This is a genomic window from Telluribacter humicola (assembly GCF_017355935.1).
Classification (GTDB): domain Bacteria; phylum Bacteroidota; class Bacteroidia; order Cytophagales; family Spirosomataceae; genus Telluribacter; species Telluribacter humicola.
The window spans coordinates 87,338-108,100 of record NZ_JAFIQT010000011.1; the positions used below are offsets into that span (position 1 = coordinate 87,338).

Annotated in this window: 22 protein-coding genes; 10 read left to right on the top strand and 12 right to left on the bottom strand. The window is 49.3% G+C overall.

Annotated features, from left to right (window positions below; genetic code table 11):
- The first annotated feature begins 119 nt into the window (after nt 1–119).
- Nucleotides 120–413: a YtxH domain-containing protein gene (locus JUB14_RS26345; RefSeq protein WP_207509865.1), complete on the top strand. Its 294-nt coding sequence runs from the start codon at nt 120–122 to the stop codon at nt 411–413.
- Between the two features lie 46 nt (nt 414–459).
- Here JUB14_RS26345 and nudK (JUB14_RS26350) read toward each other — a convergent pair whose 3' ends face one another.
- Both nudK (JUB14_RS26350) and nudK (JUB14_RS26355) read right to left on the bottom strand, forming a co-directional pair.
- A complete protein-coding gene (gene nudK / locus JUB14_RS26350) occupies nt 460–1,041 on the bottom strand; it encodes a GDP-mannose pyrophosphatase NudK (RefSeq protein ID WP_207509866.1) in 582 nt (193 codons plus the stop codon).
- A gap of 192 nt (nt 1,042–1,233) precedes the next feature.
- Nucleotides 1,234–1,815, bottom strand: a complete 582-nt coding sequence (gene nudK, locus JUB14_RS26355; RefSeq protein WP_207509867.1) for a GDP-mannose pyrophosphatase NudK — start codon at nt 1,813–1,815, stop codon at nt 1,234–1,236.
- 57 nt (nt 1,816–1,872) lie between these two features.
- Here nudK (JUB14_RS26355) and JUB14_RS26360 point away from each other — a divergent pair, with 57 nt between their 5' ends.
- Together JUB14_RS26360 and JUB14_RS26365 are read left to right on the top strand one after the other, a co-directional pair.
- A complete protein-coding gene (locus JUB14_RS26360; protein WP_207509868.1) occupies nt 1,873–2,625 on the top strand; it encodes a DeoR/GlpR family DNA-binding transcription regulator in 753 nt (250 codons plus the stop codon).
- A 78-nt stretch (nt 2,626–2,703) separates the two neighbouring features.
- Nucleotides 2,704–3,393, top strand: a complete 690-nt coding sequence (locus JUB14_RS26365) for a metallophosphoesterase (RefSeq protein ID WP_207509869.1) — start codon at nt 2,704–2,706, stop codon at nt 3,391–3,393.
- Here the strand turns inward: JUB14_RS26365 and ggt are convergent.
- Complete coding sequence (gene ggt, locus JUB14_RS26370; RefSeq protein ID WP_207509870.1) at nt 3,390–5,159, bottom strand: gamma-glutamyltransferase; 1,770 nt, start codon at nt 5,157–5,159, stop codon at nt 3,390–3,392. The genes JUB14_RS26365 and ggt overlap by 4 nt on opposite strands.
- 234 nt (nt 5,160–5,393) lie before the next feature.
- On the opposite strand from ggt, the gene JUB14_RS26375 reads away from it, so the two are divergent.
- Together JUB14_RS26375 and JUB14_RS26380 are read left to right on the top strand one after the other, a co-directional pair.
- Nucleotides 5,394–6,635: an ABC transporter permease gene (locus JUB14_RS26375; protein WP_207509871.1), complete on the top strand. Its 1,242-nt coding sequence runs from the start codon at nt 5,394–5,396 to the stop codon at nt 6,633–6,635.
- A 64-nt stretch (nt 6,636–6,699) separates the two neighbouring features.
- The gene (locus JUB14_RS26380; protein ID WP_207509872.1) at nt 6,700–7,173 is read left to right on the top strand and encodes a hypothetical protein; all 474 of its coding nucleotides are present in this window, start codon (nt 6,700–6,702) and stop codon (nt 7,171–7,173) included.
- Nucleotides 7,174–7,336: 163 nt separating this feature from the next.
- Here JUB14_RS26380 and JUB14_RS26385 read toward each other — a convergent pair whose 3' ends face one another.
- Together JUB14_RS26385 and JUB14_RS28055 are read right to left on the bottom strand one after the other, a co-directional pair.
- Complete coding sequence (locus tag JUB14_RS26385) at nt 7,337–7,672, bottom strand: translation initiation factor (protein ID WP_207509873.1); 336 nt, start codon at nt 7,670–7,672, stop codon at nt 7,337–7,339.
- A 191-nt stretch (nt 7,673–7,863) separates the two neighbouring features.
- Nucleotides 7,864–8,742: a diacylglycerol/lipid kinase family protein gene (locus tag JUB14_RS28055; RefSeq protein ID WP_207509874.1), complete on the bottom strand. Its 879-nt coding sequence runs from the start codon at nt 8,740–8,742 to the stop codon at nt 7,864–7,866.
- 258 nt (nt 8,743–9,000) lie between these two features.
- On the opposite strand from JUB14_RS28055, the gene JUB14_RS26395 reads away from it, so the two are divergent.
- Together JUB14_RS26395 and nhaA are read left to right on the top strand one after the other, a co-directional pair.
- The gene (locus JUB14_RS26395; RefSeq protein ID WP_207509875.1) at nt 9,001–9,432 is read left to right on the top strand and encodes a YybH family protein; all 432 of its coding nucleotides are present in this window, start codon (nt 9,001–9,003) and stop codon (nt 9,430–9,432) included.
- Nucleotides 9,433–9,605: 173 nt separating this feature from the next.
- Nucleotides 9,606–10,892: a Na+/H+ antiporter NhaA gene (gene nhaA, locus JUB14_RS26400; RefSeq protein WP_207509876.1), complete on the top strand. Its 1,287-nt coding sequence runs from the start codon at nt 9,606–9,608 to the stop codon at nt 10,890–10,892.
- Nucleotides 10,893–10,947: 55 nt separating this feature from the next.
- On the opposite strand, the gene JUB14_RS26405 is transcribed toward nhaA, so the two are convergent.
- The 6 genes from JUB14_RS26405 to accC form a co-directional block, all read right to left on the bottom strand.
- Nucleotides 10,948–11,439 carry a lipocalin family protein gene (locus JUB14_RS26405; protein ID WP_207509877.1) on the bottom strand — a complete coding sequence of 164 codons (492 nt, stop codon included), beginning with the start codon at nt 11,437–11,439 and terminating at the stop codon, nt 10,948–10,950.
- A gap of 125 nt (nt 11,440–11,564) precedes the next feature.
- Nucleotides 11,565–12,563, bottom strand: coding sequence for a methylmalonyl Co-A mutase-associated GTPase MeaB (gene meaB, locus JUB14_RS26410; RefSeq protein WP_207509878.1), 999 nt, complete (start codon nt 12,561–12,563; stop codon nt 11,565–11,567).
- A 169-nt stretch (nt 12,564–12,732) separates the two neighbouring features.
- Nucleotides 12,733–13,404, bottom strand: coding sequence for a 2-C-methyl-D-erythritol 4-phosphate cytidylyltransferase (locus JUB14_RS26415; RefSeq protein WP_207509879.1), 672 nt, complete (start codon nt 13,402–13,404; stop codon nt 12,733–12,735).
- A 78-nt stretch (nt 13,405–13,482) separates the two neighbouring features.
- Nucleotides 13,483–14,532, bottom strand: coding sequence for a tRNA preQ1(34) S-adenosylmethionine ribosyltransferase-isomerase QueA (gene queA, locus JUB14_RS26420; protein ID WP_207509880.1), 1,050 nt, complete (start codon nt 14,530–14,532; stop codon nt 13,483–13,485).
- A 351-nt stretch (nt 14,533–14,883) separates the two neighbouring features.
- The gene (locus tag JUB14_RS26425) at nt 14,884–15,543 is read right to left on the bottom strand and encodes a type ISP restriction/modification enzyme (protein ID WP_207509881.1); all 660 of its coding nucleotides are present in this window, start codon (nt 15,541–15,543) and stop codon (nt 14,884–14,886) included.
- A gap of 94 nt (nt 15,544–15,637) precedes the next feature.
- Complete coding sequence (gene accC, locus JUB14_RS26430; protein ID WP_207509882.1) at nt 15,638–17,149, bottom strand: acetyl-CoA carboxylase biotin carboxylase subunit; 1,512 nt, start codon at nt 17,147–17,149, stop codon at nt 15,638–15,640.
- 308 nt (nt 17,150–17,457) lie between these two features.
- On the opposite strand from accC, the gene JUB14_RS26435 reads away from it, so the two are divergent.
- Complete coding sequence (locus JUB14_RS26435) at nt 17,458–18,726, top strand: aminotransferase class I/II-fold pyridoxal phosphate-dependent enzyme (RefSeq protein ID WP_207509883.1); 1,269 nt, start codon at nt 17,458–17,460, stop codon at nt 18,724–18,726.
- A 264-nt stretch (nt 18,727–18,990) separates the two neighbouring features.
- Nucleotides 18,991–19,173, top strand: a complete 183-nt coding sequence (locus JUB14_RS26440; RefSeq protein ID WP_207509884.1) for a BF3379 family histone-like protein — start codon at nt 18,991–18,993, stop codon at nt 19,171–19,173.
- 56 nt (nt 19,174–19,229) lie between these two features.
- Here JUB14_RS26440 and JUB14_RS26445 read toward each other — a convergent pair whose 3' ends face one another.
- Entirely contained in the window at nt 19,230–19,643 is a 414-nt protein-coding gene (locus JUB14_RS26445; protein WP_207509885.1) for a MaoC family dehydratase, read from the bottom strand.
- Nucleotides 19,644–19,882: 239 nt separating this feature from the next.
- Between JUB14_RS26445 and JUB14_RS26450 the strand changes: the two genes are divergently transcribed.
- Nucleotides 19,883–20,763, top strand: an 881-nt coding sequence (locus JUB14_RS26450; RefSeq protein ID WP_207509886.1) for an MMPL family transporter, incomplete at its 3' end; no start/stop codon positions are given.

The following is a 20,763-nucleotide window of genomic DNA, read 5'->3' on the forward strand; positions in this document are numbered from 1 at the left end:
ACAAGTAGCGGCTGAATGAACGTTGGTAGATAAGGTAACAGGCGTAACACTTTGAATGTGTTCCTGATATACCTAATTTAGGCTTTTATTTCGTTCACTTTAACCACTACCGCACAGGCATGTTCAGCAATTTTTTAATAACCTTCGTACTCGGAACTGCCGCCGGAGTTGCTTTACAGCGATTCATGAGGACCGAGGAAGGCGAAAGAATACTGGAAGATCTGAAAGCTACGGCTCATGGTCTGCGCAGCGAAGCCGAAGAATTAGTGGACCGGGCTCCCGGTTATCTGGAGCAGATGAAGGCAAGGGGAGAAGAAGTACTAAAAAGCATCGTACTCGAAGCCGAAAAGTTACTACGGGATCTGGCAGCTAACCTATCCGGTAAAAAGCCGGGTAGATCTACCGCTTCCTAACCACAAAAGCACAGCCCAGGCCGTGCTTTTGTGCTATATAAGGCACTTAGTCCATCAGGCCGTTGATCTGAGCGTACTGGAGTAGCAGGATCGTCTTGGCATCATTGATCTTACCGCTTTGTACCATCTGGAGGGCTTCCTCAAAAGGTACCTCCAGTACTTGTATGTGCTCCTGTTCTTCTTCTTCGCCTCCTCCTTCGCTTACCTTCATGTCATCCGAATATTCGGCTACAAAGAAGTGCAGCTTCTCCGATACAGCCCCCGGCGACATATACGCCTCAAATACCTTCCGGGTCGATTGTATTTCCAGTCCTGTTTCTTCTTCCGTTTCGCGTATCACGGCTGCCTCCGGATCTTTTTCGTCCATGATACCGGCACAGGTTTCAATCATCATACCGGATGGATTACCGTTGGTATAGCTGGCTATGCGGAACTGCCGCGTAAACAGGACCGTCCTCTTCTTTCGGTTGTACAGGAGTACCGTAACGCCATTTCCGTTATGGTATACTTCCCGCTTCTGCTCTTCCTGTACGCCTTCGCGGTTTTTATATTTAAAGGTGTAGTTCTTGAGTGTATACCAGTTGTCCGAAAGAGTTTCTTCTTTAAGTATCGTGATGGTGGGATTCATGCTAGTCTGGATTATATAGTCAACTACTATTCTATTAGCTATCAGTATAGCTAATGAAAAGTGTACCAGCAGGAAAGGCTGAGGCTAAAAATAGGGTAGTAGAACGTCCATCTTCACAGAAAGCACGGATGAGTCCGTGCTTTCTGTGAAGATAAATTCTCTGTGTAGATATATGTAGGTAGAAGTAGTAGTCTATCCCAGTAGGTGATTGATCTGGGCGTACTGGAGCAGCATGATAGTTTTGCCGTCTTTTATTTCTCCGTTAGTCACCATTTGTAGCGCCTGCGTAAAGGGTATTTCCATAACCTCAATGTTTTCCTGCTCGCTGGCTTCCCCACCTCCTTCACTTACCTTCATATCGTGGGTGTATTCCGCTACAAAGAAGTACAGCATTTCGGTGACGGAGCCGGGCGACATATAGGCTTCAAATACCCGTTTTACCGATTGTACCTTATAGCCGGTTTCTTCTTCGGTCTCGCGACGAATGCATTCCTCCGGATTGTCTTTGTCCAGTAGTCCGGCGCAGGCTTCAATAAGCATCCCGCTGGCATTGCCATTAACGTAGCTGGGTAGCCTGAACTGCTGCGTCAGAATAACCGTCTGCTTCTGGGTGTTGTACAGCAGAATGGCCGCTCCGTTGCCCCGGTCGTAGGCCTCGCGCTCCTGGCGCTCCCAGCTACCATCTTTGCGCAGGTAATCAAAAGTGTACTTTTTGAGGATGTACCAGTTGTTCGAGAGGGTCTCTTCTTTACTGATTTTTACATTAGGATTCATGGCTAATGATTATTTATGATCTATTTTGATTATTTTTGAACAAATGTACAACTTGTTATGAGTTTTCAAAATAGAAAAAATAAGATTTTAGCCCTTGTTGAGGAAAAAGGAGAGGTGGATGTGAAGGAGTTGGCTCTGGCTCTGGATACCTCCGACATTACTGTTCGACGTGATCTGGCGACGCTGGCCGCCGATGGGCAGATCATACGTACCCACGGCGGCGCCATGAAGGTAGAGCCCGTACGAGGCACGGTGGATTTCGCGAATAAAGCGGCGGTGAATTCTGACCTGAAAGATCGGATCTGCCGGATGGCGGCGCAGGAGATCCAGGAAGGGGAAACCATATTCCTGGACTGCGGCAGTACTGTGTTCCGGCTGTGCCAGTTTATCCGAAACAAAAAGATCAGGGTCATTACCAATTCACTACCCGTCGTGTATGAGCTGATGGGAAGTCAGGTGTCGGTCAATCTGGTGGGAGGGGAAGTAGACGCTGACCGGCAGGCGGTACATGGGAAAATAGCTGAGGAGCACATTGCCCGCTATCAGGCCGATCGGGCCTTTCTGGGAGTAGATGGAATATCGGTAGAAAGAGGGTTGAGCGCGCACAGCGAGAAGGAAGCTTCCATGACTACGGCCGTTGCCGCTCAGTCACGAGTTACCTACCTTTTGTGCGATTCAAGCAAGCTGGGGAAGGATAAGTACCTGCAGTTTGCGCCGCTTACCCTGGCCGATGTACTGATTACCGATGCTGAGGAGGAAAGCGTACAATTATACCGTGAGCAGGGGCTACGGGTGGATATTGCCCGGTAAAGTGGGGTATGGTACTATTTTTTTGTTCTCAACTGGAATAATCAAATGATGTACTTTATCTGAAATCAGCCTGCAACTATGTACATACTGGCCATTGGCGACATACACGGGCGTGATACCTGGAAGGAAATAATCGGGACGAGCGCGGACCAGATAGTATTCATAGGTGATTATGTAGACTCACGGGGAGGGATAGAAGCTTCGGACATGATCCGGAACTTCCGGGAAATCATTGAGTTCAAAAAAGAGCATCCGGATCGGGTTAGCCTCCTGCTGGGCAACCACGACATTCAGTACTTATACTACCCTGACTACCGGTGCAGCGGTTTTCGGGGTGACTTACAATCTACCTATACAGAGATTTTTACCCAGCACGCTGACCTGTTCAAGGTAGCTTACCAGTACAGTAATTACCTGTTTACTCACGCGGGTATTTCGGTTAACTGGTGCCGAAGCCATTTGCATATATTAAACAAGTATCAGGACCGGTATGGTACCTTTGGTGATACCCTCAACGCTGTTCATCAGAGTGACGACAGAGGGATACTATTCGAAATAGGTGTGAGTCGCGGAGGGATGTATTTACACGGAGGACCCGTCTGGGCGGATAAGTTCGAAACAGAAGCCCACTACCTGGATGGGTACCATCAGGTAGTAGGGCACAGTCGCGTGGATCATTTTATCCGGGTGGGCAATGAGGATGCCTCTATTACCTACATCGATGTACTGACGAAGCGAACGGATTTTTATCGGCTTGATCTGCCTTAGTAGCCTATACTTATATCATCGCCACGAGGGTCCGAAGCCCCTTCGAGCGTACCGTCGGGGCGTACCAGTATACAATCCATCCGGCCGATGGTGTTACGCTGCATCTCGAGAGTATAGCCCCGATTCTGTAATTTTCTGATGGTATTTTCGGTGAATGCCCCCTGCTCAAAGGTAGTCTTATCGGGTAGCCACTGGTGGTGGAATTTCAGCGCATTCACCGCCTGCTGCATGGTCATCCCGTGTTCCACTACGTTGAGGATGGTCTGGTATACCGAAGTAATGATGGTAGACCCGCCGGGAGTACCTACTACCATGTACAGCTTTCCGTTTTTTTCCAGTATGGTAGGTGTCATGGACGACAGCATTCGCTTACCCGGCTCGATAGCGTTGGCCTTATTACCAATCAGACCGAACATATTAGGTACACCCGGCTTGATGCTGAAGTCATCCATTTCGTTATTCATAAAGAATCCCCCGCCCTGCACCACTACTCTGCTCCCATAGCCGCCATTAAGCGTAGTTGTGATGGAGACTGCGTTCATGTCTTTATCTACTACTGAGAAGTGTGTAGTCTCCATACTTTCATAACCCGCAATAGCGCCACCACTTACGTCCTGACTATTGGTAGCCTGACTGAAGCTGAAATCTTTCCAGCGGTCCTTGAGGTAATCGTAGCTGATCAGCTTATCGACGGGTACATCTACAAAGTCCGGGTCACCCAGGAACTTGGCCCGGTCGGCGTAGACGCGTCGCTCGGCTTCGATCATGACCTGAGCGGTAGAGTCGGTATTCCAGCCCCAGCGGGTGAGCGGGTAAGGCTCCACCAGGCGCAGGAGCTGCATCAGCGCCACTCCACCACTCGAGGTAGGTGGCATGGTAATAACCTTGTATTTTTTGTAAGTACCTATGATGGGCTCCCGCCACTGTGAATGGTAGGCTTTCAGATCTTTCCTGCTGATGAGCCCGCCGCCCTTCTTCATCTCGGAGGCCAGCATTCGGGCCACTTTGCCCTTATAAAAGCCATTACGTCCTTTTTTCTGAATCAGCCGCAGTACCTGGGCCAGGTCCTTTTGTACCAGCGTGTCCCCCGCTTGCCACTCACGGCCGTCGGAGCGGAGGAAGTAGGTACTTCCCTTATTTACCTGTTGTATTGTTTCCCGGATGTTATTGAGACCACGGGCTTCGCGTTCGGTCTGGATCACGCCCCGCTCGGCCAGCTCAATGGCGGGCTGGATGAGGTCTTTCCAGGGGAGTTTGCCAAAGCGCTCGTGCGCTACCACCATACCATCTACCGAGCCAGGTACGCCGCTGGCCAGGTGCCCCAGGGTACTCAGGCGGGGGATAGGGGTGCCTTGTTCGTCGAGGTACATATCCTTATGTCCTTTGAGAGGCCCCTTCTCCCTGAAGTCCAGCGTATAGCTTTCGCCGCTCTTGTTCCGGAATACCATAAAGCCCCCGCCCCCAATATTACCCGCAGAGGGATGCACGACGGCCAGTGCAAACTGTACCGCTACGGCAGCATCTACGGCATTACCGCCTTTTTTCATGATATCAACCCCCACCTGCGAGGCATCCGGATGAGCCGAAGCGACCATACCGTTACGGGCCATGACACCCTGCCGGTCACTATAGAAGGGCTTCTGGTTGGGATCATCCGTAAGGAACTGGTAAAAGCCCTGTGATTCCTTTACCGGCTGCTGAGCCTGAGCCTGCGTCAGGAATGCTACACTCAGGGCAGTAAGGAGGAGTAGAGTACACTTATTCATATAAATTCTTTGACAGAATAGATTCATATCCATTAAATGTATGGAAGTAGGTGAATTTTAAAAAGAAAATTCCGAAATAGAAGGAGTTGATACCTACTTACTTCGATTAATACTACTCAAACTTTTTTAGAGCCACTTATCCTTATTCTGATTGTTGATTGATGGCTTGTGCTTACCTTTTGAGAATAGGTCTCTTTTTGAATGAATGAGAACAAACAGCAGAGACGGATACTGATGAAATTTATAAGACAAACATTCGAGAGTTTTCGGTTTGCATGGCAGGCTCTTAAGTCCAATCTTACCCGCACCATTCTTTCTCTGCTGGGTGTGACAGTGGGCATATTCGCTATAGTGGCGGTATTCACCATTGTGGATTCGCTGGAGCGGAATATCAAGGAAAGCCTGAGTGCCATTGGGGATAAGGTGGTGTATGTACAAAAGTGGCCCTGGGGATTTGGCGGGGAGTACCAGTGGTGGAGGTACTTTCAGTGGCCCAGCCCTTCTTATACAGAATACAAGTACCTCTATGATAACCTCGAAATGGCCAGCGCCGTAGCGGTAATGGACTTCCGGGGAGGCACTACAGTAAAGAATGGTTCCAACAGTATGGAGGCGCTTATTCAGGGAGTGTCGTACGAGTATAATAATATATCGGATGTACCCATAGCCGTAGGGAGGTACTTTTCGCCCGTAGAAACGGATGCATCCCGTAACGTAGCGATCATTGGAGCAGAGGTAGCCGAAACGCTATTCCCCAATCAGGACCCCGTTGGGAAGGAGTTCAAGCTGGCCGGTAACCGTTTTGTGGTAGTAGGGCAGCAGGTCAAAAAAGGGGAGAGTCTGCTGGATTTTGGCGGTAACCCGGATACGAAGTGCCTCATACCGTACGGAGCTTTCGCTAAGTTGTTCCAGTCGGGGCGGCCCGACCCGGACATCGTGGTCAAGGGCTACGAAACGGACGAAGGGTTGCAGGAGCTGGAGGCCGAAATAGTAGGACTGATGCGTACGCGGCGGGGCCTGAAGCCCCGTCAGGAAAACAACTTCGCCATCAACCGTCCCGAAGCCGCGGCGCAGGCCATAGCTGGTATATTCTCAGTACTAACGATAGCCGGCTGGGTGATCGGGAGTTTTTCTATACTGGTGGGAGGCTTTGGCATCGCCAACATCATGTTTGTATCCGTGAAAGAGCGTACCAACCTGATCGGGATACAGAAATCGCTAGGAGCTAAGAACTACTTCATCCTGTTTCAGTTTCTGTTTGAGGCGGTCATGCTGAGTCTGGTGGGAGGGCTGGTAGGTATCCTGCTGGTGTACCTGGGTTCCTTCATTCCGCTGGGGACGCTGGATGTACGGCTGACCCTTGGGAATATCATGCTGGGCCTGGGAGTATCCAGCATCATAGGAGTGCTATCGGGAATTATTCCGGCACTCATGGCCGCACGACTTGACCCCGTTATAGCCATACGGGCTAAGTAGGAATTGGAAAAATAGCGCCAATTGCCGAAGTTAGCACCCTCACTACTTCTATACTGTTCGTACCATGCGTAAATGGGTTATTCTCTTTGTGGTCCTCGCCGTTTTTTTCGGGATATTCTATTACCTGACCTTTGGCTATTATAGCGAAGGGAAGCGCGGCGGCTTTGTTGTTAAGCTCAGTAAGCGCGGCTACCTGCTCAAAACCTACGAAGGCGTATTGAATGTAGGAGGAATTTACGAAGGGGGCGGTACCCTCAATGCCGAGCAGTGGGACTTTTCGGTGGGAGGCAACAATGAGAAAGCCATAGCCAAGCTAGAAGAGGCCATCAAGAGCGGCCGCCGCGTATCACTGACCTATCAGGAAAAGTTTTTCACGTTTCCCTGGAACGGGGATACCAAGTACTTCGTGACGGATGTTGAGCTACTGGATGTCTATGCACCTTCTCCGGCCAATCCTATGTACCAGCCGCCAGCTCCTCCGCAGGAACCCCAACCGCTACCACCTCCACCGGATACATCAGGGACGGTGGTGCTTTGAAGTATTTAATGGTGATTGAGTGAATTATGAATGAGTGAATGTGGGAAAGAGTAGTGTATACCTAATTAGTAGTATTACCAACTTCTTCCACTCATAAACATTGATCTCATTAGCTCAAAGGATTCCATTCGCTAAATCACTCAATCAACACTCACTCATTATTTTATCCTCCTGCCTTCTTGGCTTTGTAGCCTTTGGTCTGGAGCCAGGTGATTACCTTGTCGCGGTGGTCACCCTGGATCAGTACTTCACCGTCCTTGGCGGCTCCTCCGCTTCCACATACACCTTTTAATTGTTTGGTCAGCGTTTCCAGGTCGGTAGTGGTACCTACGAAGCCCTTTACTACCGTGGCTACTTTACCGCCTCCTTTGCGATCGAGCCACACTCGCAGGTCCTGCTGAGCCGGAGCTAGTGTATCGGGCTCTTCGGATTGATCATTCTGGTATTCAAAATCCGGATCGGTAGAGTACACAATGCCGGAGCGATTTTTCTTGGACATGGGTTTTAGCCGTTAGTTAGTAGCTGTTAGTATTTAGTTAACAGTTTGTAATTTTATTGTACCTGCTCAACTGAGCTTACCTTTTGTTATTATATACTTCCTTACTAGCATTTGTACCTGCCAAATCAGCTCCTGCGAAGTTGTACGGTAGCTAAAAGCTAACCAATAATAACTAACAGCTAATAACTACTTCAACATACCACCCGCAGGCTCTTTGGTACGATCTGTACCTCTACTCTGTTGGTATCAAGCTGATAAGGCTCTCCATCGTAATGTACCAGCGCAGGGCCTTCCGTTTCGACTACGGCGCCGGTAACCGGTTCATAGTTGACGTAGGCTGACCCTTTCATTCCCTTCGAAAACAGCCGGTATACCAGAGCGGTTCCGTACCATTTAGGAAAAGGGGTCACGGTACACTGATCCAGGACCCCGTCGGTCAGGTCGGCCTGGGGAGCCACCCAGGCATTGTTACCAAACTGACCCGCATTGGCAAAACTGAGCGAAAATGCCTGTAGTGGCTGGCCGTTCAACTGGTACGTCTGGGGTTGGTAGTTCCAGTAAGCGCCCCACGACACCCGCAGGTAGGCCTCCAGGCCCCGCCGGCTGTACTGACTGAACAGGTGGCTGACGTGCGCGTCAAAGCCTAGTCCGGCTACACAAAAAAAGGGATTACCATTCAGTTGCGCACTATCGATGGTGAGAGGGCGGCCATGGAGTACCCGGTCCAGCGCTGACGGCAGTTCTAGGGGCAGCGCCAGATGCCGGGCCAGCCCGTTGCCCGAGCCCAGCGGTAGTATGCCCATCGGCGTGGAGGTATGCAGTAGGGCACGGCCTACTTCATTGACCGTACCATCACCACCTACGGCTACTACGGCGGACCATTCATCCGCCTTGATGCTCTCCCTGACCAGTTCGGTTGCGTGGCCCCGGTATTGAGTAGTAACGGTCCGGGCAGTGTGTCCTTCCTTTCTTACGCGCGACTCAATGTACGCCGCTATGTCAGCGGCACTTTGTCCGAGGCGGGTACCGGAGCGGGGGTTGAGTACGAATAGGTATGAAGGCTTGGCCACAGGTCAGGCAAAAAATAAGAACAATACCAGGATAAAAAGGATAATGAACAGGTAGTACAGGCCATCTACAAAAGGGTACTGCTGCCGGTCCAGTTTCTTAAAAAAGTCTTTAAACATGACGAGGGGGTTGAATGGTTGGAACAGAGGGCCTGATCTACTACTGGCTGTATACTATCAGGCAATAGTGGGTAGTACTTCTATAACGCCAGAACCATTGTTCTATATTTGACTATATTTTTACAAAAATCCATAAAATATATGAGAAACCAGATTGTACTGCTAATGCTTTTGCTGGTAGCAACCGTAGCCCAGGGCCAGTCGGCGGAAGACAGAAAAACGATATTAGGTATTTTGGACCGGCAGACTAACGACTGGAACGCCGGAAATATAGCAGCTTTCATGAAGGGCTACTGGGAGTCCGACTCACTGATGTTCGTAGGTAAAAATGGCGTGACCTATGGCTACCAGTCTACCTACGAAGGGTACCTCAGGCGCTATCCTGACCGGGCGACTATGGGGACTCTCAAATTCGATATTCTGCACCTGACATTCCCTAGTAACGACGTTGCCTTTGTGGTAGGCAAATGGAACCTGACGCGCCCTGAAAAAGGTGATGTGGGTGGCCACTATACATTACTCTGGCGTCGGATTAACGGGCGGTGGGTGATCGTGTGTGACCATACTAGTTGATAGAAGATAGTAATACTTTCAAACTTTACCCTGCAGGGCGGGTTGTAAATAGATACTGTTTTTGCCAGATACATCATTCTCCCCTTTCTAACTGCTATATAGTAGTAGATAGGAGAGGACTAATATGTATAATAGACAAGAATATCCTGTAAGTCTTACTAAGAGTAGTACTAATGACAAAGAAGAAAGGGACAAAGAGAGCCTTGATCAAAAAGGCGATCAAGCCCGTAACCGAACCTCTAAAGCCAATAATCACACCCATCATCAATCCGATCAGGGACCTCGCCGAAAGCGGGCGCCTGGCCGGAATATTGCTGTTGCTGGCTACGGCCATATCCATGACATGGGCCAATACGTCCGCCGGAGAAGATTACATCCACTTCTGGGAGCAGTACGTAGGAGTAGATCCCCTACGCAAAACCATCAGCCACTGGATCAACGACGGACTGATGGTTATCTTCTTCTTTTTTGTGGGGCTTGAGATCAAACGCGAACTTCTGGAAGGGGAGTTATCCTCGTTCCGGCAGGCTGTACTGCCGGCGGCATCCGCCATTGGGGGCGCGGTAGTACCCGCTACCTTATTCATACTATTTAATCCATCCCTGCCCCAAAGCGAAGGATGGGCCATACCCACGGCTACCGATATCGCTTTCTCACTGGGTATGCTGTCGCTACTGGGCGATAGGGTCCCTTTCTCGCTGAAGGTATTTCTTACCGCTCTGGCTGTGATCGATGACCTTATTGCCGTTATGATCATTGCGCTGTTCTATACCGAGGATATCAATACCTCCATGCTTATGTACTCAGCAGGTACCCTGGCAGTGCTGGCAGCGTGTAACTTCTTCAAAATAAAAAGAATCGCGGTGTATGTAGTACTGGGTGTGGTCCTGTGGTATTTTGTCCTAAAGTCAGGAATACACGCGACGATTGCGGGTGTACTGCTGGCCATGACCATTCCGCTGGCGCAGGTAGATGACATAGAACACGCTCTTTACCGGCCCGTCAACTACTTCATCATGCCCATATTTGCCCTGGCTAATACGGCTATTCTGTTGCCGGAAGATATCGGCGGTTTGCTATTCTCCTCCCTGAGCCTGGGGATCATAGCTGGTTTGTTCATAGGCAAGCCCCTGGGGATTTTGCTGATGGCGTGGGCGATAGTGAAGACAAAACTGGCGACATTACCCCTGGGGATGGGCTGGCGCCATGTAGCGGGACTAGGCTTTACGGCCGGTATTGGCTTTACGATGTCCATATTTATTACCAGTCTTTCCTTTGCAGACCTGGATCTTCAGAATGCCTCTAAGCTGGCTATTATGGCCGGTACTGTACTATCGGGTGGCGTAGGCTTGCTGTGGTTATTGAAGGCTGATAACCCGGCCATTTCGCCCTATACCGGTGAGGACCAATCTGAACAGCCCACGGAGAATCCTTATTTGGATCCAGATACCCAGAAATAAAAAAAGAGGAGCGATCATCGCTCCTCTTCTAGTTTGTGTAAAGTGTGGCGTAGTATTATTTACGCTTGAATTCGATAGTATAGCGGTAAGATTTTCCGTCGTCCGTGTCTACCTCATTATATGACCACCCCATAGTGTTGCCTTTTACTTCCAGATCATATTCTGAAACGTCGGTACCACTGGTCAGGACAATCTTGTTTCCTTTTACTTCCCACTTAGAGTTCTGGCCTACTCCAAAGTCTTCGGCTGCATCTTCAGCATCCTGGCATTCCTGAGGAACATCACCCGTGAGGGTACCATTACTTCTAAAATTAAAGGTAATTCTGGAAAGACAATCATTTCCAAGTAGTGCATTTATAAATTGTAGATAATCAGATATGCCATCCACAGATGGGTCAACTTTGATGGCTGAAATATTCCAGCTGCCTTCGACGCCGTTACCACCGTTTGGTGTTGGATCATCATCATTGTTACAGGCAACAGTAGCGAAAGCTAAAAGGAAAAGCAGCAGGTAGGTGCTACGAAAGCGGTACATCAGATTTTTCATGGGCTTTTTTGTATTTTGGTTTAAATTGTGTTAGTAACGCACAAAAGTAAGGACTCTGCCGAAATATGAGAACCGGCAGTAACATAAATGAGTATAAAAGGCTTAAATTCTTAGTGAACGGTAAATTAACTTGAGCAACTACTGTGCAGGAAGAGAGAAAGCAGTCGCCGGGCCGCAACGACGGGCAGCTCATGACCCTCCCGAACGGCTTGTTCGGTGGGGGCTATTTGATTTTGAACAGCAGGATGATTTAGAAAATGGTCTTCCAGCGCGTGACGAATGTAACTGTACATCCAGTCGAGGTGCTGGGTCTGGCGGTTGCGGGTGAAGTAGCCACTATGCTGTACCAGTGCGAAGTACTGTTGGATCAGTTGCCACAGTTCAGCGATGCCCTGCTGCTGCAGAGCCGAGCAGGTGACTACCTTCGGCGTCCAGCCTGACTCCGCTATCGGGTACAGATGTAGCGCGTTCTGGTACTCCCGCACGGCCTGTTCGGCGGGTGCCTTATTGGGGCCATCGGCCTTGGTAATAGCAATGGTGTCAGCCATCTCTATGATCCCCTTTTTGATTCCCTGTAACTCATCTCCGGCTCCGGCCAGCATCAGCAGCAGAAAGAAATCTACCATGCCGCGCACCAGTGTTTCGGACTGGCCTACGCCTACGGTTTCGATGAGTATTACCTCAAAGCCTGCCGCTTCGCACAGGAGCATGGCTTCGCGGGTACGGCGCGCTACTCCCCCCAGCGAATTACCCGCCGCAGACGGACGTATATAAGCAAGCGGATCATGAGATAGCTCCTCCATGCGGGTCTTGTCGCCCAGGATACTTCCGCCCGACCGCTGACTGGTAGGGTCCACGGCCAGTACGGCCAGCCGTTTACCCAGGCTGGTTATATGCTTTCCGAAGGTTTCAATGAAAGTACTTTTGCCCACACCGGGTACTCCGGTAATGCCTACACGCATCGATAGACCCGAATGAGGAAGTACCTGCTCGAGTACCTGCTGGGCCAGTTGCTGATCGGTCGGAAGCTGGCTTTCTACCAGTGTAATAGCCCGGCTCAGGATGATCCTATCTCCGGCAAGTACTCCTTCTACGTAGGCTTCGGCGGTCAGGCGTTTGGGCATAGAGGTTTCGTTTTTACAAGACAGCTAAGAAAGATACTATACAAAGCAGGGTTTGTTTTATCTATCTCACATAGCATTGTGACTTTATTCAGCACAAAAGAGTCTGAGTCACACGCTTTCTACCATCATTGATCACTGGTAACTGGACACTGGTCACCGTTGCCACTGGTCACTGCTTCAAAAAGGCTTCGGCCCACAACAGATCCTCCGGCGTAGTAATTTTGATATTTTCGTAAGCTCCTTCTATCAGGTTAATTGAGTATCCGGCGTGCTCCAGTACACTGGCACAATCGGTGAAAGTAGCGAGGTAGTTGACCTGAAAAGCCTGGCGCATCCAGTCGAGCCGGAAGGTCTGGGGAGTTTGAATGAGGCGGTACGCTTCCCGGTCTACGGCCTGATTGGTACCATCCGTTTTCACCAGGCGGGCGGAGTCTTTGAGTGGTACGCAGGTAACGGCCGTGCCTGCCTCCTGGGCTTTTTGATACCCGCGGGCTATGATGGCCGGCGGTATAAAAGGCCGTACCCCATCGTGTACCGCTACCAGTCCCTCTTCGGCGGTGATACTCTCTAATCCATTCCTGACGGAGTGAAAGCGGGTTTCGCCACCGGCTACCAGTTGATAGTCCAATTCAAAAGTGTACTGCTCGCATTGCTCTTGCCACACCTCAAACTGACTCTCAGGTAGTACCAGCCTTATAGACAGCGATGGCGAGTACTGCCGGAAAGCCAGCAGCGTGTGCATCAGGATTGGGCGGCCGGCTACGGGTAAAAACTGCTTGGGAATATCACTTTTCATGCGGCTTCCGCTTCCGCCGGCTACAATGATGGCAAATTCCTGCATAGAGTTAGGTAGGTATAACAAGCAAAAAGTCAGAAGCTTCGGGGAAGGCTTCTGACTTTTTGGTAAAGAGATTTTTATTTAGATAATCAGCATAGCATCGCCGTAGGTGAAGAACTTGTACTTCTCCTTGATGGCTAACTGATAGGCTTTCATAACAAGATCATACCCACCAAAGGCGCAGGCTGTCATCAACAGGATCGACTCTGGTAGCTGGAAGTTCGTGATCATGGCGTTACCAATCTTGAATTCGTAGGGCGGGAAGATAAACTTATCCGTCCAGCCTTCAACCTGCTTCAGATGTCCGCTGGCTGTTACCGACGACTCAATGGCTTTCATGGAGGTAGTACCTACGGCACATACACGTCTGCCACCATCCAGGGCCTTATTTACAATGTCGGCGCTGGGCTGGGTGATGAAATAGTTCTCCGAATCAGTCTTATGCTTAGTCAGGTCTTCCACGTCCACGTTGCGGAACGTACCTAAGCCAACATGTAGCGTAACCGGAGCAAAATGTACCCCTTTGATCTCGAGACGCTTCATGATAGCCTTGGTGAAGTGCATACCCGCAGTAGGGGCAGCCACGGCACCCAGATTCTGAGCAAAAATAGTCTGGAAGCGCTCGCGGTCCGAATTTTCTACCTTACGGCGAGAGATGATTTCGGGAGGAAGCGGTGTTTCGCCCAGTTGATCTACCAGCTTCATGAACTCCTCGTTGGTACCATCGTACAGGAAGCGGATCGTACGTCCACGAGAGGTAGTATTGTCAATCACTTCGGCTACCAGGTCGCTATCACCAAAGTACAGCTTGTTACCAACCCGGATTTTACGGGCTGGATCTACCAGTACGTCCCAAAGGCGCATTTCGCGGTTGAGCTCGCGGAGCAGGAATACTTCGATCTTAGCACCGGTTTTTTCCTTCTGGCCAAACAGGCGGGCCGGAAATACGCGGGTATCGTTGATGACCATTACGTCACCATCGTCGAAGTAGTTAATAATATCGCCGAAGGTTTTGTGCTCGATCTCACCGGTTTTGCGGTGAACGACCATCAGGCGGGCTTCGCCACGTTCGGAAGGATGAAGAGCAATTAGACTTTGGGGAAGATCAAACTTAAATTCTGATAGCTTCATAGCTTATATTCAGTGGGAGTCAGTGGGGCGGCATAGAGTGCACTTACACATATTAAAAGCACCCATTGACAGGTTTCTCTATAATTTATATCTTATAAAATGACATCATCAAAAAATAAGACCGCAAAAATAGTTAATTTATTGATACAGTATGCAAGAATACTGTCACTTTTACAAGTTAAGAATACGGAGAGGAAGCCAATAGTACTGGTTCAAATAACCTGAAAGTCTGTCTGCAAAATTGCTACTGACTGATACACGGCCTTTTATAGTAACCGAATATACTATAAATGGTTTATAAGAACAGCAGAGAGCTAATCATTATAATCTTCATTTAGTACTAGCCAGCCATTACTCAATCCTACACTTGTCTATTTCAGAAATAAAATGATGTGTATGGGTAAGGGCGGTGATGACACGCTGGTACTTCATTATATCTTCACTAGTAAGGGTACGGCCTACGTGCTCTTTAAGCCACTGCCGGGCGGGTTGGCTGTCTCCCAGGTATAGCTGCCATACCAACTCAGGTACTTCCTCAAAATAGGCTGTATCATTAATATAAACGCGGCCGTCTTCGTACCGGATGGTGTTAACCATATAGCTGTCATCCGCAGAGTGAAAAGTAATAGGTACGTTGGCTGCCGGACTTTCGAGCAGGTGAGTCCGCCGGAGTTGTGAGCCTAGCTGAACAAGCCGCCAGAAGGTGCTGGAGTCGCCAGGAATAGGAATAGTTGAAAAGTCTGTTTGTTCGATCCCAGTAGGCTGCCTGCGGTAGGGGAGGCTCAGCAGCACAGCGTAGAGGTAGTCGAACAGGTCGGTGGAGGAGAAGCTCAGCCGGAATTCCGGACGTACTTCATCACTGTTGATAAAGCAGACATTTCCTTCGGGCTCTTTATCGGAGATATAAGCGATACCCAGCCTCTCAACCAGTCGTTGTACAATATTATCAAGTAGCTCCGGATCTGTTTTGATGCTACGAATAGTACTTTGGGGGTATAGGTCAGGAGCCATAGTAGTACATAGTTTTTCTGGTTAATCCTCCAGCCGGACTATATCATCAGCAATGCCACTAATCGGTGGCATTGCTGATGGACAAGCTATGTACTTACCGCCAGACCTGGCGGTTTACTTTCCAGTTGCTTTTAGATATGGGAGCCGTTGTGGATTCGGCAGTAGCGCTAGACGTACCATTCGAGTTAGAGAGCAGATGCGCGGTCAGCAGGGCAGCCAGCTCCGCCGCGGACGGGTCAGAAGTAGGCTGTAGTACCTCAGGTGTGAAGTACTTATTGACAAAGTGCGTATCAAACTCGCCCGAACGGAAGGCCTCGTGGTTGAGTACAAACCGGCAGAAGGGCAGGGTAGTCTGCACACCCGTGATCTGGTACTCGTCTATGGCCCGTACCATTTTTTCAATAGCTTCAGTGCGGTCGTGGCCGTAGGTGATCAGCTTGGCGATCATGGGGTCGTAGTGAATAGGTATCTCCATGCCCTGCTCAAAGCCATCATCAACCCGCACGCCGCTACCCTGAGGGCGTACGTAAGTCTGTAAGGTACCTACATCGGGCAGGAAGTTATTGGCCGGATCTTCGGCGTATACCCGTACCTCCACGGCGTGGCCTTTAATGGCTAAGTCCTCCTGTCGGATCTGCAGCTCCTGTCCTTCGGCGATGTAGACCATCTGCTTCACCAGGTCCACACCCGTAATCTGTTCCGTAACGGGGTGCTCTACCTGCAGACGGGTATTCATTTCAAGGAAGTAAAAATTCAACTGATCGTCCACGATAAACTCTACGGTACCGGCTCCGTAGTACCCGCACGAGCGGGCTACATCTACCGCGCAGCGCCCCATGGCTTCGCGTATTTTGGGGGTAAGCACCGGGGAGGGAGCCTCTTCGATCACCTTCTGGTGGCGCCGCTGTACCGAACATTCCCGCTCAAACAGGTGAATAATATTACCGTGCTGGTCGCCCAGTACCTGTATCTCGATATGCTTGGGCGAGGTGACGTACTTCTCTATGAATACTGATCCGTCGCCAAAGGACGAGATGGCCTCACTCACCGCCCGGTCCATCTGCTCGTCAAACTCGGCTTCGTTCTCTACGATACGCATTCCTTTTCCACCACCACCCGCACTGGCCTTGATCAGGATGGGGTAGCCGATCTCGCTGGCGATCTGTTTGGCACTGTTTCGGTCGGTAATGGCGTCGGGGGTACCGGGTACCATGGGGATGTTGTACTGAGCGGCGGCGTGCTTGGCGGCCAGTTTGCTACCCATTACTTCGATGGACTCGGGTGAGGGACCAATGAATATAAGTCCGGCCTCCTGAACCATGCGGGCAAACTGTGCGTTTTCCGACAAAAATCCGTAGCCGGGATGGATAGCATCCACGCCCAGGCGCTTACACACATCTATGATCTTATCACCACGGAGGTACGATTCGGAAGAGGCCGCCGGGCCTATACACACGGCTTCGTCGGCAAAGCGGACATGCAGCGCATGGCGATCGGCTTCACTGTATACGGCTACGGTGGCGATACCCATCTCGCGGGCGGTACGCATGACCCGTAGAGCTATTTCTCCTCGGTTGGCAATCAGGATCTTTTTTATTGGACGCATTGGTATGTATATCGGGAAGATGAATTGAATTATTTACTTTTGAATTTGAACAAAAATAGTATTTGATTTTTTATTTGCTAATCTGCGATTTCTGCGGCCAGGCTTTAAATTGTACTGAAAGCAGACAACGTGCAGAATGTAAACGGAATGTGTGACTGTTGGTTATAACAGGGGCCTCTGCCGGGGACAGCCTTTATTCTATTTAAGTCCCTGGAATATAGTAGTAATTTAATGTTTACAATATTTTTAATAAATTTGCATTTATCTTATTTGAAATAAAGAAGTAAAACCCCATAAACATTTAGAAAGTGGATATTTTTGAGAAACTACGCGACAACTGGGGCCCAATAGGTACGCCCGCTAAGATGCTGAATAGCCATCATTACTTCTCATTCCCTATGCTGGAAGGCGAATTAGGGCCTCGTATGAGGTTCATGGGGCGCGAAGTTTTGAACTGGAGCCTTAATAACTACCTCGGGTTGGCCAACCATCCGGAGGTGCGTAAGGTTGATGCTGAAGCAGCGGCGAAGTGGGGACTGGCCTATCCGATGGGAGCCCGTATGATGTCCGGTAACTCAGTACTTCACGAGCAGTTTGAGAAAGAGCTGGCGGAGTTTGTGGGCAAAAAAGACGCGTTCCTGCTTAACTACGGCTACCAGGGAGTGATGTCGGTGATAGAGTCGGTATGTGATCACCGCGATGTAATCGTGTACGATGCCGAGTCACACGCCTGTCTGATTGATGGTATTCGTCTGCATAAAGCCAAAATGGGACAGTACTACAAGTTCAATCATAATGATATGGACAGCCTTGAGAAAAACCTCAAGCGTGCTACCAAAATGGCCGACGAAAAAGGCGGTGGTGTACTGGTGATCACTGAGGGCGTATTTGGTATGTCCGGTAAGGTAGGTGACCTTAAAGCCATCGTAGCACTCAAAGAAAAATACAGCTTCCGCCTGCTCGTGGATGATGCGCACGGATTCGGTACTATGGGTGAGACCGGGGCCGGTGTAGGTGAACTATTAGGCGTGCAGGAAGGTATCGACCTGTACTTCTCTACTTTCGCGAAGTCTATGGCCGCAATCGGTGGTTTCATTGCTGCTGATGATCCGCAGATCATCATGTACCTTAAGTATAACATGCGCTCGCAGACCTATGCCAAGGCGCTGCCTATGCCGTACGTAGAAGGTTGCCGCAAGCGTCTGGAGATGATCAAGACTATGCCTGAGCTGCGCGAAAAACTATGGGAAAATGTGGATGCCCTGCAGAACGGATTGCGTGAGCGCGGCTTCAACATTGGCGATACTGAGTCGCCCGTGACGCCAATATTCCTGCATAGTGAAGGAGGTATTCCGGAAGTAACCCGTATGGTACGCGACCTGCGTGAAAATATGGGGGTCTTCTGCTCTATAGTAGTATATCCGGTGGTACCTAAAGGACAGATTATGCTACGAATCATACCTACTGCTGCGCACTCACTCGAGGATGTAGAGTACACGCTGAATGCGTTCACTGACCTGGCCGAAAAGCTAAAGAATCGGGTGTATCAAATCGAAGATGCTCAGCCGGTGGCGTAACTATAAAAACCTTTAAATTTAACGGAAAAGGGCATTTTTTAAAAAAAGTGCCCTTTTTTTTGCTTTTTTCTCCAAATTTTTAAATCTATATAAGCTATTGAAATACAACGTGTTATGTAGGAGTGTCGATAATATTTGCACTATTCTAAGTGATTTTTTTGCTTAACCGGGTTGCGGAATTGGTTTTAATTACTAAATTTCGGTCAAAACATGCGTTTTTAGCCTGTTTTAAGCATTTTTCCACTTTAAAATAACATATCTCTTATGGCAAGATTTGATGATGTAAAGAATTTAGTGATGTCACTCGAAGGTGATTTTGACAAGTTTTACAACAAAGGAAATCAGGCAGCTGGTACCCGTGTACGTAAAGGGATGCAGGATCTGAAAACTTTGGCTCAGGACATCCGTTCGGAGGTACAAAATATGAAGAATACCGAAGAAAAGTAACCCTAAACCTAAAGGTTTTATGGTAGGCCCGACGCTCTGTCGGGCCTATTTTTTTGTCAGAATTTTTCGCGGTGCATCAGGGTGGCTACTCCCTTGGTCGTCAGTTTACGAGTAACCGCATCAAAAATCTCCGTCGAGATTTCAGCCGTATGTTTATCTGCATTGATGCTGACAATAGTAAAAACAGCTTCGTAGTCTGTTTCTACAAACATAGGTCGCATAAAATCGAGCGTTTGCTTAAGGTATACCGAGCCATATCCCGGAAACTGGGTACCCAGTACCTTCGTAAATACGCTGGCTCCGAGCATACCATGAATAATCGGACGCTTGAAAGGAGTAGTCGCGGCAAATTCAGGATCAAGATGTAATGGATTGTTGTCTCCGGTTACTCTTGCAAACTCCTCAACGTCAGCTTGTGAAAACCGAAAGGCATGGGAGAAGGAAGCGTTGAGTGCAGGTTCTATTTCCATAAAATGCAGAATGTTTATCAGATGTAAGACTATAGGTATAGCCCCAAAAATCGGCTAAACTATCCGGTCAGCCAAATTTAGGGTTCTGAATTGTCTGATGTAGCCCAGGGGGCAGCAGATGTGGAGCAATAACTTTTTCAGAACCTCGCCGGATTACCTACCTTTGCAACTCCCTTTTACTAATAGATATTTGTCTGGAGAGAGATCTTCTGTGATTGTTTAACTACTACTGCTTGCTCATGTTATTCTGGCATACTCTTTCAAAATTCATTCTCCGAAACCGCGCCTGGCTGGCTGGCCTGGTGATCCTGACTACTGCTTTTATGGGATACAAAGCCAGTAGTATCCGGCTATCCTACGAACTGGCCAAGATACTGCCCGCTACTGATCCTAATTTCAAGTTGTATGAAGAGTTCAAGGGACGCTACGGCGAAGATGGCAGTGTCATGGTTATTGGTATCGAGACGGATAGTATGTACAGTCTTCCCCTGTTTACAGAGTGGTATGAGCTAAGCCGGGAGATCAAAGCCATAGATGGCATCAAGAATGTACTCTCCAACGCAGACCTGTATCAAATCGTACGTAACGACAGCCTTAACCGCTTTGACTTTAAGCCACTGACGAGTCAGAAGCCTACTACCCAGGCCGATGTAGATACTATTGCAGCTAAGATAGCGGCCATGCCCTTCTACCAGGGATTTGTGGTGAGTGAGGATGGGAAGGCGCACCTGATGGCCGTAACCTTCGACCAGAGCAAACTGAACAGCAAGAGCCGCATTGATATAGCCAAGCAGATCAAAGCCATAGCCCTGGCTTTTGGTGAGAAGAACGGGCAGGAAGTACACCTATCAGGTATGCCTTACATCCGTACGGAGTTTATGTCGAAGGTGAGCAAGGAGATGAGTCTTTTTATGGCGTTGGCTTTTGGGGTTACAGCCCTGATTCTGCTCCTGTTTTTCCGGTCAATAGTAGTAGCACTGGCGGCAGTCTTTGTTGTGGGACTGGGGGTCGTGTGGTCGCTGGGACTGATCGGTATCTTTGACTTTCGCATCACGCTGCTTTCGGGCCTGATTCCCCCGCTGCTGATCGTGATAGGTATCCCTAACTGTATCTTCCTGGT